The following is a 17,389-nucleotide window of genomic DNA, read 5'->3' as shown; positions in this document are numbered from 1 at the left end:
GCACGAGACAGCATGGAAACTCCCGCCATCGAGGCCGCCCCGGCCAATCGGCTCTGCCGGAAGGCTGGTAGTTGGCAAGATCCGCGCACGTGAGGCGACTCCGCGTCGCTCTGGTACATCCATTCTCGTGGCCCGAGGTCCGTCGAGGCGCTGAACGCTACCTGCACGATCTTGGCTGGTACCTCTCGGGGGCGGGTCATGAGGTCCACGTGATCACGGGCACTTATGATCATCCCTCAGTCACCGATGAGGTAGGCGTGACCACCCATCGCCTCCGGCACCGCACCCGGATCCCCGGAGTGAAGCACCCGTTCAGGCCTGCCGACACATTCGGGGTCGTGGCCATGCAAGCGCTCGCCGCCAAACGCTTCGACGTTGTCCACGCCCTCACCCCGACGGCCGCGATCGGAGCGCGACTCACAGGTCAGCGCGTCGTCTACACCGTCCTCGGCCATCCGACTGTGGAGCAGTTCAAGCAGCGGGGCGGCTTGTCTCTTCAGTACTTCGTACGAGGCGTCGGCGCGGCGACGACGGTGACCGCCCTCAGCCAGTCCGCAGCTCACGCGACAAGGCATCTGACCGGCCGGCTGCCAGAGATTGTGGCGCCCGGAGTTCGCCTGGATCAATTCACACCGGATCTCCGTCCTCGCGTTGGACCGCCGCGGATCCTCTTCCCGGCAGATGCGGCCGACGCGCGCAAGGGCGTGGACGTCACCCTGGCCGCTGTGGCCCGGCTCATTGACCGCCGGCCAGACGCCCGGCTGATCCTCGCAGGTCCCGGCGACCCCTCGTGGGCGACCAAAGGCGATGGCCCGCATGGTCCGCGTGCCGTCGCAACGCTGGCGCTGGGAGCAACAGACGTGCTGGGCGTCGGGGAGCTGGGAGAGATGCCACGTCGCTACCGCGATGCGACGGTGACGGTGTTACCGTCACTTCACGAGGCGTTCGGACTCGTGCTCGCTGAATCGATGGCGTGTGGCACGCCAGTGGTCGGGAGCGCCGCTGGAGGCATCGCGGAGGTCGTCGACCGACCTGAGGTCGGCGCGACAGTCCCCTACGGGGACGTGGCTGCGCTGGCGTCAGCGCTTGACCACGTGATCGACCTGGCCGCAAGTCCGGCCACGCCAGCCCACTGTGCCCGACACGCCCGTCGTTGGGACTGGAAGGAGGTCATCGGCCCCGCCCACGAGAATGTCTACGAAGCCACCACGGCCAGTCGTCGGTCGTTTCGGATCCCTGCCCATGACACCTGCAACTGAACATCCCAAGACGGTCATCCTCTGCGGGGGTAAGGGGACCCGCGCCTATCCCCACACTCTGGAGTTGCCCAAGCCGCTACTCCAGGTCGGCGACCGCCCGATCCTGAGACACCTCCTGGAGATCTTCGCCGGGCAGGGATTCGAGGAGTTCGTGCTGGCCGCCGGCTTCCGGAGTGACCTAATCGTGGACTTTGCCGCGCGGCTCCCCAGCCAGTGGGCAGTCGAGGTTCTAGATACGGGCGTTGACGCCGGCACTGGCAGGCGGATCGCCGGCTGCCGCCCGCTAGTCGGGACCACCTTCATCGCGACATATGGAGATGGACTGGGAGCAGTCGACATCCCCGCTCTGCTCCAATTCCACGCCTCTCACGCCGGCGCAGCCACGGTGACCACCGTCCCCCTGCCGTCTCCGTACGGCACAGTCGAGTGCACGGATGAGAGTCGCGTCGTTCGGTTCGTGGAGAAACCCAAGCTGGTCGACCACTGGATCAACGCCGGGTTCCTCGTAATCGAGGAGCGGGCGTTCGAGCATTGGGCAGGTGACGACCTCGAGCGGGAAGTTCTTCCGTCCCTCGCCGCCGCGGGCGAGCTGTACGCCTACCGTCATAACGGCTTCTGGCGCTCAATGGACACATACAAAGATGCGCTCGAGCTGAGTGCACTATGTAGCGAAGGAGATGGACCTTGGCTGAGCTCGTCGGTGCCCGTGTCCTCGTAACAGGCGCCACCGGCTTCATCGGCTCCCACCTCGTTCGCCGACTCGTCGACGATGAGGCAGAGGTTCATGCCCTCACCAGCACCGTATCGTCCGTCTATCCGGTTCGGCTCCTCGATCTGCGGGAGCGGATCAACTTGCACGAGGGCAGCCTGACCGATCCAACTGCAATGGCGGTGCTGGCTGAGACGGTCAGGCCTCAGGTCGTCTTCCATCTTGGCGCCTACACACACGTCGGTAAGTCCTGGCAGCGAGTGGACGAGTGCGTCCAAACCAACGTGCACGGCACCGTGAACCTCCTGCAGGCTCTTGCGTCCACGGGTTACCGACGGTTTGTCTACACGAGCACCAGCGAGGTCTACGGTGACGTGCCCGTTCCCTTCGCCGAGGATGCCACGGTCAACCCGCTCTCGCCCTACTCCGTGAGCAAGTACGCCGGGGAGCGGTTCGGCCGGATGTTCCACCTTGGGAGAGGTTGGCCAATCGTGGTGGTCAGGCCGTTTAACGCGTATGGGCCGGCCCAGAGCCCCGATCGGATAGTCCCGGAGATCGTCGTCAAGGGCCTTAGGAAGGAGCGCCTGGCGATGACCCAGGGCTTCCAAACCCGAGAGTTCAACTTCGCCGAAGACCTGGCGGACGGGTTTGTCCGGGCTGCCACCGCACCTGGCTTGGAGGGTCAGGTCGTCAACCTCGGCGGAGGACAAGAGGTCTCCATGCGCGACCTCGCCAGGACAATCCTCGATCTCATGGGCAACCCGATTGCTGCCGAGTTCGGGGCTCTGCCCGATCGTCCGACCGAGATACCTCGCATGTACAGCGATACCAGGAAGACCAGGGACCTCCTCGGCTACGTCCCCAGCCATTCGCTGGAGGCCGGGCTCGAACGGACGATCGCGTGGTATCGCGCCGAGCTGGATCACCACTCGTCGCCTTTTGGCCTGTAGTCGGTGCCGTGCTCCCTCGATGGAGCTTCACTCAGGGAAGCACCTGGAAGTACAGATCCTTCAGCCGTGCGCGTGTGCTGGCAGACCAGGTTGGCGTCGCTCCGGGTTCCGGTCGGCCATGCTCCTCCGAGAACCTGGCGAGCAAGCCCACATCGGGGTCTCCACCGTTTCGTAGCTCCCGGATGACCTGCCGGTCTGGGGCGTCCATCTCCATGTGGACCTTATGAATCAAGAAGACATCCGGGTCCTTGAGGCAGCGCGCGAACGTTTCTGGCGACGGGTATCCGCTCACCAGGCCGCACGATCCAGGATGCCGGATGGGATTGCATCCGAGGCGCCCGGCTAATGTCGAAAACACGAACTCCTCGATTCCATAGATTCGTGAGCGCGAGGCGACCTTCAATATCTTTTGCGCGTTTGCAAACCGGGAGACACGGTCCAGATACTCTCGCCGAAACACTGTTCCCGGGTTGAATCCCCACGCCGGGTGGGGTAGCCCGTAGAGCGGCTCCCAATAGCGTTTCCACGAGTAGTTGATGCGACGGACCTCATCCCAGTCTGGGTAGTGACGAGCCGGCACTTCGAGGTAGCCCCCTGCCATGAATTCGCTGTTGACCATCGTCGCCTCAAGGAACTCCGCAAAGCCATGACGCACGAACAGCTGATCAGAATCGAGAACCACCAAGAAGTCGAATGGCACGCCTGCTTCGCGCATCCACTGCTGGACCCCCCAGTGAAAGGGGACGAGGTTGCCGAGCCTGAGCGGGATCGAATGGGGACAGACATCCACCCCTAACCCAACGGTCAGGCCCTCGTCGGTTCCGCCATTGAACACGACGACCTCTGCCTCGGGAACGAAGAACTGTACGTTGCCGATAAGCTCTTCGAGCGCGTCCCGATGGTCGTGGGCGAGGATCACGACTTCAATTCGAGGGGACATGAGGATCAGGGAAGGCCGAACAAGCCCTTCTCTATACCTGCCTTGACTGGAACTCCGGAAGGCGTCGGTTCGAAGGTGTTCATGTCATTGAGAATGCCGAACGCTGCTTTACCCCCTGCAATCCCGGTGTACCACCCGTAGGCCGTCCAACCTACGTGTCGGGACTCGGCCCAGTTAATCACGTTCTGGTTATAGGTACCGCTCGTTGGGTCGGGCCAACCGAACTCGGTCACCACTACCGCGTGGCCTTTGGTGGTCGGTGTCCATGCGTCCAGTCGCTGGCCGGGAGGGGCAGGATTGTACGGGTCCGGGGTCGTGCAGCTCGTGGCCGGCGCGCTGGAACACGTGTAGTAGTGGGCCGCGTACACGATGTTGAACCCATGGAGATAGTTGTCGGGCGGCGGGAGGTTCCCCCACTGGTTACCGCTGGCGAAGACCAGGTTCAACGCGCCCTGGCTACGCACCGCGTCGTACAGCTGCTGCATTCCGGCCGCTTGCCAGACGACACCATCAGAGTCGACGAGGGTCCCCCCGTTGAGCCATTGCGACCAGGTGATGTCGTGAGGCTCGTTGTACAGATCGAAGGCCACGAGAGGGTTGGTCCGGTAACGATTGGCAACTGATTGCCAGAACGCAACCGAGCCAGGGTAGTCCGCCATCCGCTGCTGGTTGGATGGCTGGCATGGGTGTCGAGCGTTGTTGTGCAGATTGAGCAGAGCAACCATTCCCCGGGAGGTGATCGACTCCACGACACGGTCCACATTGGCGGCATAGGAAGGCACGAATTGACAGTCGTTGGAGTTCCAGAACTCCTCACTGAGAAGGACACGCACGGTATTGGCGCCCCATTGCTTCATCCGGCCGATGCTCGAGTCATCGAGCGGCGAGAAATTCGCGATCGACGGCTGCCAGTCCAACCAATCACTGACAACGCCACGCAGCGTGAGTGGGTGTCCGAGGCCGTCGAGAATGAGGTTTCCCTCGGTCTTAAGCGGTCCTCTCACGACCGACACGGCTGCCTGGGCGATGCTTGCCGCCGGAGCCTGAGAATGTACCGCAGATGATGTGCTCGGGAGCCGTGACGCAGGGGGCTCTGAAGTCGTTCCGCCCCCCTGCATCGGGGAGGGGACGAGAGTGATCGGGGCACCCTGGTTGGAGGGAACAGCCATGCTCGAGCTCGGTAGGCTGGCGATGTTGCCCGCCAGGACGCGTTGAGGCGGGCCCAGAGCGGGTGACGACCGAACCGACGCTGACACCAATGCCACTGACAGCAGCAAGAGCGCCGCCACCACAGCTGGCATCGATCGACGTGGGTGTCGAGGTGGATCAACCCAAACGGCTTCGGATCGAAACTTCACACCGCTCCCCAGCGTGCTCACGAAGGAGCGGCGAACATAGCACAGGCGGGGCCACAAGGCTGCCACGGAAGCCGTGTCCGACGCATTAGCGGAGAGCCTCCATCACGGGAAAGAAGCAGTGCTCATCCGGTCAGCACCTGTCGAATCCGAGGACCAAAGCCATCGAGGTGAGCGGCCGTCGCACCGATCAGTCGTTCGCCCCGGGAGCGCAGGCGGTTGAAGCCGGCCGACCGGTAGATCACCAGGTGGGAACGCCGGTGATACTTCCGATAGTGCAGCAATCCACCTTCGGTGGCCCTGTCGAGGATGGTTCCGATCGGGAGCGGCCTGTGCAGGTGAGTATCGGCGGGGTCAGGCTCCAGGAGGTTGACAGCGACAACCTCGGCGAGCCGTTCGACTTCGCGTAGAAAGCTCAACGGGTCATCGGTGTGCTCGATGACATCGAACGCGTAAACGGCGTCGAAACCTCCCGGCACCTCCCTGTCAAGATCGTAGACGGGTGCGTCGATCCCCCGTCGCCGCAGCCGCCACCGCAAATAGCGGGTGCTCGGGTTGTCGAAATCGGCGAAGGCCATCTGATAGCCGCCGGGAGTCAGGCGCAGACCGTCGCTTCCAATTCCGCAGCCGTAGTCGAGGACTCGAGCGGGCGCGGGTACACACTGGCGGAGCGCTGCCAGATACGGACGTTTCGTTCCAGTCATCGCAAAGGCGGTCAGGTCGTAGAGGTACATGTCGCTGGTTCGATAGAAAGTCCCCTCATCGGGTGCCCGGCGCTCCTCCTCGTCGACGGCGTTCTCGTGGCTCCACAGCGTCTGGAGGTCAAACTCGTCGCCCAGATACGCCTTGAGATCGGCAAGGTCTTCTTCGCCTTCCCACACGGCGAGAAACCGGCTCGCCAGCTGCTGATGAAACCAGGTGCTCTCGCGACGCTGGGCCACCTGCGAGGCCCGGGCCCACTGCTTCGGCACACGGTCGGCAACGAGCGGCCACAAGTGCGATACGTGGCGCTCGGCGTCGGCAGCGAGGATGAGATTGGCGAACCACGGGGAGAACCAGGGGTGCTTCGCTTCCATCATCCGCTCGGCACGAGCCCTGCTCTCGTACCGGCGGGCCAGCCGTTCGAAGTCGTAAGGATGGAGGTGGTAGGCGACGGCACCGGGCTCGTACCAGAGCACGAGGCCCCGCTGGTCCATGCGGTAGGCGCAATCAAGGTCCTCGTAGTCGAACTCGAAGTCCTCGTCGAAGCCCCCGGCATCAAGGAAGAACGAGCGCTTGAGGGATGCGTTGCAGGAGTAGAACCGGCCCCAGCCCGCCTCCTCGCCATCGATGTTCGGATAGTCGAACTGCGTCCCCGAAGAGTCCAACCAGCGTGCCACGCGATTTCGAGGGACGTCCCGGTGCCAGTCGACGTGTCCAAGCACGGCATCGCAGAGTCTCCCATGGGTTCGGTGCCCGGCCAGGTGGCGCTCGATCATCTCAGCGCTCGGGACCATGTCGTCACCGAGAAACAGGACGAGGGACCGGTCGGTGGCCCGCACTCCCGTATTCCTTGCCGCCCCCGGACCCCTGTGGTCCTGTACGACGATCCGCACATCACCAAGGGCCGGAGGGCGCTGATCTGTCCCGTCGACCACGACTATGGTCTCGAACCCCGACACCGTCTGGCGACCAAGAGCCTCGAGCGTCCTGCCGAGAATCGACCAGCGGTCGCGCGTCGGGATGATGACAGACAGATCGGTCGCCCGTGGCTGGGTCGCCGTCGGCTCCCGTTCCATCCAAAGACCAACTACGAGGCGTGTGCCCCGCGCCTTGCGCCGCGGAGCTGCCGGATCGAGCGGACGACGAGCGGAGGTGCGAGCTCCTTTCCCCACCTACGGAGCGAGTCACCCCTGGCGCGAGGCCTCTGTTCCCTGGGGAACAGCGTATTGCGAGCCGGCTCGGCTGCGGTCGTGGCCGGCAGGGCGTAGTAGTAGAGGGCAAGGGACCTGCGGGTCACGCCTTCGGGACAGGCCAATGGAGACGGGTGGCCGTGAAACGAGGTGGCCGTGGTGCTGAAGATCACGCACCGGTTGAACACGGGCTGGATCCGAGCCTCGCACCGGGCCATGTCGGCCCCCCACAGCTCGAGTGCCCCCGCCCAGCTCTCTTGCCAGTCGCGGTTGAGGTAGACGAGCACGTTGAGCCGCCGCTCCAGGTGGGTAACCGGGTGGAGGTTGAAGTCGGCGTGCACCTCGAGGTAGCCGCCACGCTCGATCTGGTGGAGGCCACCACCGAAGAGATGTGGGTCGGGAACGAGCCCGGGGATCCCGGTGAGGTCCTGGAGGAGGTCGATGAACGCCGCCCCGTTGAGCTGGGCGAGCAGGCTGCGAGTAGACGAGCCCATGATCGAGTGATCCGTAGAGGCGAGCTTGCGCTCCGTCTCGCTGTCGAACCGCCACCAGTGGGCGCGGTCCGGTGTCGGGAACTCAGCCACGACCTCGTCGAGCACTCGTTCCGGGAGGAAGTCGTCGATGACGACGTGAGGATACGGAGCGGCTGAGCGGTATTGGTTGCGGTGTTCGGCAGCTATCGCTGCGAGCCGCTCGACGTCAAGGCTGAACATGGTCTCGATCAAGTTGAACTCAGCTCCAGGGGCAGCTAGTGGTTCGCCCTCTCGGGGTCAGCTCCCTGCACGGCTGTCAGCCCGTCAAGCGAAGGCGGGGGCGGTCGGCGCGTTTGAAGCTCTGGAGGAGTGCGAGGTAGAGATCCTCGACCTCGGCTGCCCGAGCGGCGGGATCGAAGTTCTGGGACACGTGGGCCCGCCCCGCCCGTCCCATCGCCGGCCAGCGGTCGGGGGTGGCGAGCAGGTCGCTTATCGCTGCCGCCAAGGCAATGACGTCCCTCTCCGGCACGAGCGCGGCCGCCTGGGAGCAGACGGCTTCCGGTATCCCTCCGTGCTGTGTGGTCACCACCGGGATCCCACTTGCGAGCGCCTCGAGGTTCACAAGCCCCAGGCTCTCAGCGTCGCCGTCCGGCGCAGTACGGCTCGGCGTCAAAACGAGGTGGGTGTCCGCAAAGGCCGTCACAACAGCATCAGGGGATGCCCCGTCCCAGATCTGGGCACGAAGGCCGAGATCGGCAAGGAGTCGCCGCAGCTGGCCCTCCAACGGGCCGTATCCCACGAACCGGGCCTCCACGTCGGGCCTCTGTTCCTGGACGAGAGCCAGTGCGCGAGCGGCGTCGAGCACCCCCTTCTTCTCCACGAAGCGACCGGCGAACGTGACGACGACTGGGCCAGCGGAAGGACGGCGCTCGGCGAACCGGAGCCGAGAGAGGTCGACCCCGGACGGGATGATCCGAAGGCGATCCTCGCGGATCCCGAAATTGACCGCCGCGTTCGCCAGGTACGCCGACGGGACGATCACCACGTCGGCCTCGAGGAGCGCATGAGGCTCCTCCATCGCTGGGCCCTCCACGAGGAGGTCATGGCCGTGAAGTGAGACGACGAGCGGACGGTTGAGCCTCCGAGCCACGACGGCCGCCTCAGCCGCCCAGTATCCGAGGTGGGCGTGCAGGATCCGGGCCCGCTCAGCCACGGCTATGACGGCGATGGATCCCCTCCGCAGCCGCCTCTGTCGCTGCTCGGCGACCCGGCTGGCGAGCGCACCGACCTCGTAGGTGCGCAATCGGCCGCCCGTCACCCCGGCCCGCCGGCCACAGACCACGATGGCACGAGTCGCCCTGGACGAGCCAACGAGCTCGGGAACGAAGCGCTCCGAGGGCAGCCCCCAGTCTCTCATGCAGTGGAGCACAGTAGGGCGGCGCACTGCGGGCATCGCTATTCTCTTCGCCCATCAGCCCCAGATTCCTCCGGAGAGCAGGCACAGGCCGCCAGAGGCCTACAGGTATGAATAGGCCGTTTCCTGCATCTGACCAGCCGTGAGCGGTCCGTCTATTGCCGACCCCGAGGGGGCCGGCTCGATGGCGACTGGGCTTCCCGCGACACACTGGGAGGCTCGCAGCCTCGCCGTCACCAGAGAGCTGGAGTGGCACGGGTGGCACCTCATCGGGGATCGCCTCCTGGCCGACGGATCAGGGTCGTGCCGCTGGATCATCCAACCCCCCGCCCAGAGGAGCTGGACGGCCAACGGTGCTCTGGAGCGATCGGATCCCGTGGCCTGGACCCTCGAACCGATGGACGGTGGCGTCAGGTTGGTCGTCAGCGCTTCGGCCGAGCTCGACACGGTTGACCTCGGTCGGTCGGCAGCGCAGGCCTTCGAGCACGGGCACCACCCGCCTCTCACCGTCGTCGGTTCCTTCGCCACGCTGGGGCCGCCGGCACATCTGGCCCGATTCCTCGTCGGAGGCGCAGTTCTCGACACCCACGAGTTCCTCGGACAGCGTTGTCCCTCGGAGCAGACGGCGCTGTCCATCTACCGCCTGGCGCGTCTCAGAGGAGGTGCCTTCTGGGACGGAGTCGCTGCCCATGTGGCGGCAGTGGTCGCCGACCGGATCGAGCGGGCACCCGGCGGAATGCCCGTGCACGACCTGATGGGGCAGGGTGAGACACACGTGCGCTTCCTCGTCGATGCCATCTTGTTGCTCCAGGCCGAAGCCGAGCGGAACGGAGGCGGCCACCCGGCCGCATTGGCCGAGAGGGCGCTGGACGCTCTCGAGGGATTCGCCATCCCCTGGGAGGGGGGCACCTGGTACCTCCATGACTCGGTCGAGCGCGATGCAGGCGCGAACGAGCTGGTTCTCAACACCCACGTGCACTCGCTCATCGCTCGGCTTGCCGGTGGGCGCCCGATCGATGAGGGCCTGTTGGCGCTGGATCGTTGCCTCTCGCTCACCGGCGAGCGGGCTCGGGGCACAATGCTCGCCGCTGCTCTGGCCGCGTCCGATCGCCTTCGGGCAAGCGGGCCAGGCTCGCTGGCCGAGGTCGGGAACCAGCTCCATTGGATGGCGCAGGCCTCCGCCGGCCGGTCGAGGGCGAGGTCGGCCCACTTGCGCCTTCCCGGAGGCTGGCTGGCTCGTGATGCCGGACCATCGCCGAACCCGCCCTACCACCTGGTCAACCTCAACGACCTGGCCGTGCTTCAGCGCAACCGACCCACCGCCAGAGTGGGGAAGGTACTACGGTCAGCCGCCCGTTATGCCCGGTTCTCGGGGTTCTTCGCCGCCGAGACGGCCTGTGGGGACGAGGCCGCGGTGCTCGTCCCCACCGCGTTGACGAACATGGGCTGCGTCCGTGCCGCCCGGCGGGCGGCCTCCGGCCTGCGCCGATCTGGCATCGATCCAGCCATCGGATGGCCAGGCTTCGCCGATCAGCTGTGGCCGAGGCTCGCGCCCGCTACCCCGTGATCAACTGACCAGGACCCTCGCGCCCGTCCACCGCGGGCCGTCCGGCCGGACAGCACAGGAGACTGTGCCTCTCGCGACGAACCTTCCGTGCAGGTGACCGCCCGCTGCCGCGCGGGACCAATCTTCAGAGAATGAGTGGCGTGAGCCGAACCGAACGAGACAACGAGGAGAACCTGCCTCCGCCGCCGTTGGTCTCCCCAGAGCTCTACGACGACGACTACTACCTCACGACGTGTGCCGGCAGTGATGAATGGCGCGGCTCCGGCGGAGCGGCCGTCGCGGGTGTCTACGTGGGCTCCCTGCAGCGAGCCCACCTTCAACCCGGAGAGGTGCTGGTCGACATCGGCACCGGCCGCGGCGAGCTCCTGGCGGTCGCAGTCGAGTCGGGTGCTGGTCGAGCCGTGGGCGTCGAGTACTCGCCGGCGGCGGTCCGCCTCACGTCGGAGACGATCCGGGTCCATGGAGTCGGCGACCGAGCCGAGGTCCTGTTGGCAGACGCGCGACGAATACCGCTCGACGATGGGACTGCCGACCTGGTGACGATGCTCGACGTAGTCGAGCATCTTGCCCCCCGCGAGCTCGACCAGACGCTGAGTGAGGCCTTCCGCGTCTTGCGCCCCGGGGGAAGGATCCTCGCGCACACCTTCCCGAGTCGAACGATCTACGACGTCACCTACCGCCTCCAGCGAGGGCTCCATCCCCGAAGGCGCCGCACGTGGCCTGTTCAGCCGAGGGTGGAGTACGAGCTGTTGATGCATGTCAACGAGCAGACAGTCGCGACGATGCGCCGCTCCCTGCGCAGAGCTGGCTTCTCACAGTGTCGAGGCCGGCTCGGGGAATGGGTCTACACGGACTTCGTCCCGGAGGAGAGGGCCAAGCAGCTCTACCGCCGCCTGGCCCACATACCCCTTGTCAACCGTCTGGGTGTGGCAAACATCTGGGGTGAGGGAGTCAAACCGTGATGGGAGGACGTATCCAGTGGTAATCGCGCAGCCGGACGAGGCGCTTCGCCAGGCCGTCAGCTCCACCTCCTGGTACCACACCCTGGAGCTCGCTCCGGGTGTCACGACCCACGGCTGGTTCGATACGCGTCGGGTTCCGCCGATGCTCTCCTTCCCTGAGACTCTGGCCGGTCGCCGTTGTCTCGACATCGCGACATTCGATGGCTTCTGGGCCTTCGAGATGGAGCGGCGAGGGGCGAGCGAGGTAATCGCCATCGACGTCCCGGACCCCGCCCAATGGGATTGGCCGATCAACAGCCCTCCTACAGTCGTCGAGGAGATCTCTCAACGAAGGCCCGGCTCGGGATTCGAGATCGCGCATCGCACCCTTCAGTCCAAGGTGCGGCGCCTGGAGCTGAGCGTCTACGACCTGGACCCGGCGCGCGTGGGCACATTCGATTTCGTGTATCTCGGCAGCCTCTTGCTACACCTGCGTGATCCGGTACGCGCCCTGGAGAAAGTCCGGAGCGTCTGTCGGGGAGACTTGATGGTGGTCGATGCCGTCGACATCGCCCTCTCGATGCTGTCTCCACGTCGCCCCCTGGCCGAGCTCGATGGTCGTGGTCGGCCTTGGTGGTGGAAGCCCAATCTCGCCGGCCTGAAGCGCCTCGTCGAGGCCGCCAATTTCACGACCACCGATGGACCGCGCCTGCTGTGGATGCCTCCGGGCCCCGATCAGGTCAAAGTGCGCTCTCCTCGGGCGCTTCTCACACCGGCTGGCCGCCAGGCTGCCCTCTCCACCTGGAAGGGGGACCCCCACGCAGTCCTGCGGGCGCGATAGGCGGGCTGATGTGACCAGGATGGGCATTGCCAGATCTGTCGGAGGATGGCGCCGAGTGCCTTGGCACGTGCGCTACCGCGTGGGTGCAGGGCTGGCATCCCAGGCGCGAAAGGCATTGATCCTCGCCACGCATCAGCACTGCACCGTCGAGTTCCAGGGCCCGGTGCGGCTGGGGCCGGGATTCACCCTCGACATCCCCGACGCGGGCTCGTTCCTCGTTGGTCCCGGAGTGGACTTCCGCGTCGGGTTCAAGTGCGAGATATCGGGAAATGGTCGGGTCAGCATCGGCGCTGGCAGCACCTTCACATCCAACGCCCTGATCCAGTGCACCAGCTCCATCGACATTGGCGAGCGTTGCGCCATCACCCAGTCGTGCCTGATCGTCGATGGATTTCACCGATACCGAGACCACGCCCGTCACGTGCTCGACCAGGGCTATGACCTACGCCCTATCCGCATCGCGAACGGGGTGGTGATCGCCTCGAAGTGCACGGTCTTCGCCGATATCGGAGAGGGCTCCGTCATCGGCGCCAACTCTGTCGTCAGCAAGCCGATCCCGGCCTACTGTCTCGCCGTAGGAGCACCAGCCCGAGTGATCGAGTATTTCGGGCCTCCCGAGAAACGGCCTCCGGAGGTAGACATATGAACCCAAACCACGATGTTTCCCGTCGCCGAGGTGGCCAACTCGGACAGCGTTGAGGTGTCCTATCAGAGAGGCTCACTAGCGAGATTGTCGACCTCATTTGGGTCAGGCGCCGCTAACAGCTCGGGGTCGCCTGTCCTGAGCTGAAGCTATACGTGATCACGCCCTGCTGAAGGTTGCTCTGCCGCCCACCGGGGATGGCGAATTCGTCACTCACGGGGTACCGCAAGCAGCTCCTCTCCCAGCCCATGCTGGCCCACTTGTCCCGAATGCGCCCATGGATGGACCAGGCGCCGGTGTTCGGGGTCCAGTAGATGGAGCCGGAGTTGCTGAAGTGATTGAACCGGCCCACTCCGTCAGGGGTGCCGTTCTCGTCGGTGACGGGGTAGCCGAGGACGCTCGAGGGTCCGCCCAGAGCCTGGTACTTGTCCCGAATCCGACCATGGATGGACCAGGCGCCGGTGTTCGGGGTCCAGTAGATGGAGCCGGCGGTGCTGAAGTGGTTGAAGCGGCCTACTCCGTCTGAAGTGCCGGTCTCGTCGGTGGTGGGGTAGCCGAGAACGCCCTGTTCCCAGCCCATGCTGGCCCACTTGGCCCGGATGGCGCCGTGAATGGACCAGGCGCCGGTGTTCGGACTCCAGTAGATGGAGCCGTCGTTTGCGAAGTGATTGAAGCGACCGACGCCGTCTGGCGTGGGGGTCTCGTCGGTGGTGGGATAGCCGAGGAAGCCAGAAGGGCCCCCGAGCGCCTGGTACTTGGCCAGCAGGGCACCGCAGACCCGATGAGTCCCGGTAGCGGGCGAGGCGTACGTCGTGCAGTACGGATCAGCACCTCCCTGAAGCGCCGCCGCCAGCCCCGTGTAGGCAGACTTGTGAGCATAGGTATCGCTGAACGGAAGGGCCCAGCCGTAGCCCGGATAACTTGTCGGTATCCAGGAGTACTTGTCGGTGAAGCCCCAGGTGACGAAGGTGGAACAGGCGGGCTGGGCCAGGCATGTGGCCAGCGTCGCGTAGTAGATGTGCGCCTGGTCCCAGCTTTGGGCGTCGGTGGGGGAGGTGTAGCCAGCGGGCGGCAGCAGACGCACGTCCATCTCGGTGACCGCCACCTTCAACCCCTCGGAGGCGAGCCGGGTCATGTTGCTGGCGATGTCAGCCTGTGGGGGTGGGTTCAGGTCGAAGTGCGACTCGAGGCCTACGCCATCGATGGGCACCCCCGTGGACTTAAGGTAAGCAGCGACCCAGTTGATCGCGTCCGACTTGGGCCCCAGCCCCTCACCGCCGTAGTCGTTGTAATACAGCTGGGAATTGGGATCGGCCTGGTGAGCGAACTGGAACGCCATCGAAATGTAATCCGAGCCAATGACACGCTCCCAGATGTTCGGTACGAGTTGACCGGGACCGGTGACGGCCTCGTTCACCACATCCCACTGCGTCACCGTGCCCGGGAATTCGTTCTCGAAGTGGGTGACCACGTTCGAGATGTGGTCGTGCATGATCTGAATGAGCTGGTCACGGGTCCATGTCCCTTGCTCCAACCAGGCAGGGTTGTCATTGCCCCAGACGAGATTGTGGCCCCGGACCTGCTGGTGGTTTGCCGCGGCGAACGCAACGATAGGGTCGGCCGAGCTGAAGTCGTACTGGTCCTTCGCCGGCTCGGTGGCCGCCCACTTCATGGCGTTCTCCGGGGTAACGCCGTTGTAGTTAGCCGTGAGGGTCGAGCTGTACTGGTCATCAACCCCCGGGGAAAGGATCCAGTACCTTGTTGCCGCGCCGAACAGGACTCCCCGCGCGACAGTGAAGGGGAGCAAGGCCGGAGGATCATTCACGACCGCGGCCGCTGGTGCAGCGGCGGCTCGCCCCAAGCCACCCGTGGTGACCAGAACCAGCACCAGCATTAGCCCACTAATGCCCCCAACAAGCTGTCGCAACCGACGCGGCAGGTCACGCTGGTGGCGCGTTAGAAACTCGATCCGCCTCTTTCCGCTCGCCACGTCCCACCTCGTGCAGAGCTCGAGCCCGATTGTAGCGCTCGCGGCGGTTTTGCGCGTCTCCTACTGACATGCCCGATTACAGGCAAGTGCGAGGATCATCCAGAGGACGACAACGACTTCGGTTCCAGCACGCGGTTTTGGCGGTCGACGTGGGATTTCGTGCTAGGCCTATGTTGTCAAGGGCGCCCGATCAGGCTTCACACCGCCAGGTCGGGCGGCGGCGCTCCCCCTAAGCAGCCGCCGCCCGGTCGAAGCGTCTCAGTCCTCGATGGCCCTGCGAAGCCCGTCGGCCGACACGAGATCACGGTTCACCGTGAACGAGGCGTGGAGGTCGACGACCCCGTGAACCATCCGACGACCGCTCACATAAAAGAACAGCGGGCGTGTCCGGGCAATCGCCGTGGCCAAGTCCGAGTCCGTCGCTCCGACCACCGCCTGGTAGGTGCCGGTCGGCAGCGGCAAGGCGACCTCGATGTCACAACTCAAGTCATCGCCGGGTGCGAAATTGCCGGTTGCCGCCCGCACTGGCGCGTTGTCGGCGTAGACCGGGATGCCCGCCTCGTTGACAATGCTGAGACCAAGCACCGGATCCCGCGCTGCAGTGTCGAAGCATATGCGCACGCGAAATGTAACGACCGAGTCACTCGAGACGTGCGTCACTGCCTGGCCGTCAGCATCAAGGAGTTCGAAGGATTCAACGGCGGCGCGAGCCGCTGGCTTGGCCTCCGTCCCGGAAGCTCCTGTCACTTCTTCGACAGCCGTTTCAGCCAGATAGTTGTGGTACACCGACAGCGCATCATCGGTCGAGCCATCGAAGCGCACCCTGCCATCGTGGACCACCAGAGCTCGCTGGCACAGGGTCCTGACCGAGGCCAGGTTGTGGCTCACCACGACGATGGTCGCCCCGGAGTTTTGGACCTCGGACATGCGCTTGTAGCACTTCAGCTGGAAGGCGAGGTCACCCACGGCGAGCACCTCATCGACGACGAGGACGTCTGGCTCTGACTGGGCGGCCACGGCGAAGCCGAGCCGGACGTACATACCCGAGGAGTAGAACTTGACGGGCGTATCGATGAACTCCTCGAGTTCCGCAAAGGCCACGATGGCCTCGAAGCGACGCTCTATCTCGCTCCTGGTCAGCCCGAGGATGGTCCCATTGACATAGACGTTCTCCCGCCCGGTCAGCTCAGGGTGGAAGCCGACGCCGACCGAGATCAGCGGGGCGACCCGCCCGTGCACGGCCACGCGCCCCTCTGTCGGAGCCGTGACACCGGCCATCAGCTGGAGCAGGGTGGACTTGCCGGATCCATTGCGTCCTATCACCCCTACGGACTCACCAGGTGCCACGTCCAAGTCGACATCGCGCAAAGCCCACAGGGCGCTGCGGCGGGTCCGCGGGCCGAGATGCAGGGCGCGCGTAACGAGCATCGGCGTGTCTTCGTACTTCGTGAAGCGCTTACCCACTCCACGAAGCTGGATGCGCGGAGTCACAGGAGGTCCACGAAGACGCGATCGAAGCGACGGAAGAGAGCGATGCCGACCACGAACAAGGCAACCACCCATCCAAGCGAGCACCAGACCGACGGTATCCAGTCGCCAGAGGTGCCCACGATGGCGGCATGGAACAGCTCGACCATACCCGTGGCCGGATTGATCCAGAGGACATGGGCCAGGCCGTGAAGCCTGTCAAGCGGGTAGATCACAGGAGTTACGTACATCCAGGCAAGTAGGGAGGCCTGGACCACCCAGCGAACATCTCGGAAATAGACGTGGAGAGCGGCGAGGGTGAGGCAGAGGGCAGCGGTTAGGGCGACCAACAGGACGGTGGCTGGCACGAGCAGCAGGAGGCGGGGGCTCGCCGGTACGCCAAGAGCGAAGCAGATCCCGACAACGACGACAAGACTGATGAGGTACCCGTACAGATTGGATCCCACGGTGACGAGCGGTAGCACCATTCGGGGGAAATAGATCCTGGACGTCAGCGACGATCCGTCCACGACGGCCGTAGATCCCGTCCCCAGGGTCGAAGAGAAGTAGGTCCAACCCACGAGCCCAGCGAGGATGAAGGCTACGTAGTTCGTGGTTCCTGGCCGAAGATGGGCTAGTCGACTGAATACCACCGCGATGACGACCGCTTGGAACAGCGGGAGGCCCACGGCCCAAAGCAGGCCGAAGGAGGCTCGCCGATAGCGAACGAAGAACTCCTTTCGGGACAAAATGCGCACGAGGTCCCGAGACCGCCACAGCTCGATCAGCAGGGACCGTGAGGAGGTCGCCCGAGGTGTGAGCTCGAACCCGGTGGCTACGCTCATCGCCGACGACTCCCGAGCCCAGCCCCACTGCCGCTGTGGTGGCGTGCACCTCTGCGCCCGCGCTCGCTGGGCTCGACCGGAAGGACCGGTATCGTCATCGTCG

Annotated in this window: 15 protein-coding genes; 7 read left to right on the top strand and 8 right to left on the bottom strand. The window is 65.0% G+C overall.

What is annotated here, in order from left to right:
- Positions 1-89 precede the first annotated feature (89 nt).
- From VGF64_15330 to VGF64_15320, 3 genes are read left to right on the top strand one after another with little or no spacing between them, the layout of a single operon-like run.
- Positions 90-1,259: a glycosyltransferase family 4 protein gene (locus VGF64_15330; protein ID HEY1636135.1), complete on the top strand. Its 1,170-nt coding sequence runs from the start codon at positions 90-92 to the stop codon at positions 1,257-1,259.
- Positions 1,243-1,977: a sugar phosphate nucleotidyltransferase gene (locus VGF64_15325; GenBank protein ID HEY1636134.1), complete on the top strand. Its 735-nt coding sequence runs from the start codon at positions 1,243-1,245 to the stop codon at positions 1,975-1,977. Before VGF64_15330 ends, VGF64_15325 begins: the two co-directional genes overlap by 17 nt.
- Positions 1,944-2,918 carry a GDP-mannose 4,6-dehydratase gene (locus tag VGF64_15320; protein HEY1636133.1) on the top strand — a complete coding sequence of 325 codons (975 nt, stop codon included), beginning with the start codon at positions 1,944-1,946 and terminating at the stop codon, positions 2,916-2,918. Before VGF64_15325 ends, VGF64_15320 begins: the two co-directional genes overlap by 34 nt.
- Before the next feature lie 31 nt (positions 2,919-2,949).
- Here VGF64_15320 and VGF64_15315 read toward each other — a convergent pair whose 3' ends face one another.
- The 5 genes from VGF64_15315 to VGF64_15295 all read right to left on the bottom strand — a co-directional run bounded on the left by VGF64_15315 (position 2,950) and on the right by VGF64_15295 (position 8,995).
- The gene (locus VGF64_15315) at positions 2,950-3,837 is read right to left on the bottom strand and encodes a hypothetical protein (GenBank protein HEY1636132.1); all 888 of its coding nucleotides are present in this window, start codon (positions 3,835-3,837) and stop codon (positions 2,950-2,952) included.
- Positions 3,838-3,863: 26 nt separating this feature from the next.
- Positions 3,864-4,871 carry a cellulase family glycosylhydrolase gene (locus VGF64_15310; protein ID HEY1636131.1) on the bottom strand — a complete coding sequence of 336 codons (1,008 nt, stop codon included), beginning with the start codon at positions 4,869-4,871 and terminating at the stop codon, positions 3,864-3,866.
- A 467-nt stretch (positions 4,872-5,338) separates the two neighbouring features.
- Positions 5,339-6,991, bottom strand: a complete 1,653-nt coding sequence (locus VGF64_15305; protein HEY1636130.1) for a glycosyltransferase — start codon at positions 6,989-6,991, stop codon at positions 5,339-5,341.
- A gap of 11 nt (positions 6,992-7,002) precedes the next feature.
- The gene (locus VGF64_15300; GenBank protein ID HEY1636129.1) at positions 7,003-7,830 is read right to left on the bottom strand and encodes a 2OG-Fe(II) oxygenase; all 828 of its coding nucleotides are present in this window, start codon (positions 7,828-7,830) and stop codon (positions 7,003-7,005) included.
- A 64-nt stretch (positions 7,831-7,894) separates the two neighbouring features.
- Entirely contained in the window at positions 7,895-8,995 is a 1,101-nt protein-coding gene (locus tag VGF64_15295) for a glycosyltransferase (GenBank protein ID HEY1636128.1), read from the bottom strand.
- 181 nt (positions 8,996-9,176) lie between these two features.
- Here VGF64_15295 and VGF64_15290 point away from each other — a divergent pair, with 181 nt between their 5' ends.
- The 4 genes from VGF64_15290 to VGF64_15275 all read left to right on the top strand — a co-directional run bounded on the left by VGF64_15290 (position 9,177) and on the right by VGF64_15275 (position 12,987).
- Positions 9,177-10,559 carry a hypothetical protein gene (locus tag VGF64_15290; GenBank protein HEY1636127.1) on the top strand — a complete coding sequence of 461 codons (1,383 nt, stop codon included), beginning with the start codon at positions 9,177-9,179 and terminating at the stop codon, positions 10,557-10,559.
- 140 nt (positions 10,560-10,699) lie between these two features.
- The gene (locus tag VGF64_15285) at positions 10,700-11,521 is read left to right on the top strand and encodes a methyltransferase domain-containing protein (GenBank protein ID HEY1636126.1); all 822 of its coding nucleotides are present in this window, start codon (positions 10,700-10,702) and stop codon (positions 11,519-11,521) included.
- 16 nt (positions 11,522-11,537) lie between these two features.
- Positions 11,538-12,341 (top strand): class I SAM-dependent methyltransferase, encoded by an 804-nt coding sequence (locus VGF64_15280; protein HEY1636125.1) that lies wholly within the window; start codon positions 11,538-11,540, stop codon positions 12,339-12,341.
- A gap of 55 nt (positions 12,342-12,396) precedes the next feature.
- Positions 12,397-12,987, top strand: a complete 591-nt coding sequence (locus VGF64_15275; GenBank protein HEY1636124.1) for an acyltransferase — start codon at positions 12,397-12,399, stop codon at positions 12,985-12,987.
- 112 nt (positions 12,988-13,099) lie between these two features.
- On the opposite strand, the gene VGF64_15270 is transcribed toward VGF64_15275, so the two are convergent.
- From VGF64_15270 to VGF64_15260, 3 genes are all read right to left on the bottom strand, one after another.
- Positions 13,100-14,791, bottom strand: coding sequence for an endo-1,4-beta-xylanase (locus tag VGF64_15270; GenBank protein ID HEY1636123.1), 1,692 nt, complete (start codon positions 14,789-14,791; stop codon positions 13,100-13,102).
- Between the two features lie 441 nt (positions 14,792-15,232).
- Positions 15,233-16,465, bottom strand: coding sequence for an ABC transporter ATP-binding protein (locus VGF64_15265; protein HEY1636122.1), 1,233 nt, complete (start codon positions 16,463-16,465; stop codon positions 15,233-15,235).
- Positions 16,462-17,286: an ABC transporter permease gene (locus VGF64_15260; GenBank protein HEY1636121.1), complete on the bottom strand. Its 825-nt coding sequence runs from the start codon at positions 17,284-17,286 to the stop codon at positions 16,462-16,464. Before VGF64_15260 ends, VGF64_15265 begins: the two co-directional genes overlap by 4 nt.
- Positions 17,287-17,389: the final 103 nt, after the last annotated feature.

The sequence above is a fragment of the Acidimicrobiales bacterium genome (genome assembly GCA_036491125.1).
Taxonomy (GTDB): domain Bacteria; phylum Actinomycetota; class Acidimicrobiia; order Acidimicrobiales; family AC-9; genus AC-9.
This window is presented reverse-complemented; position numbering and strand designations above follow the sequence as displayed.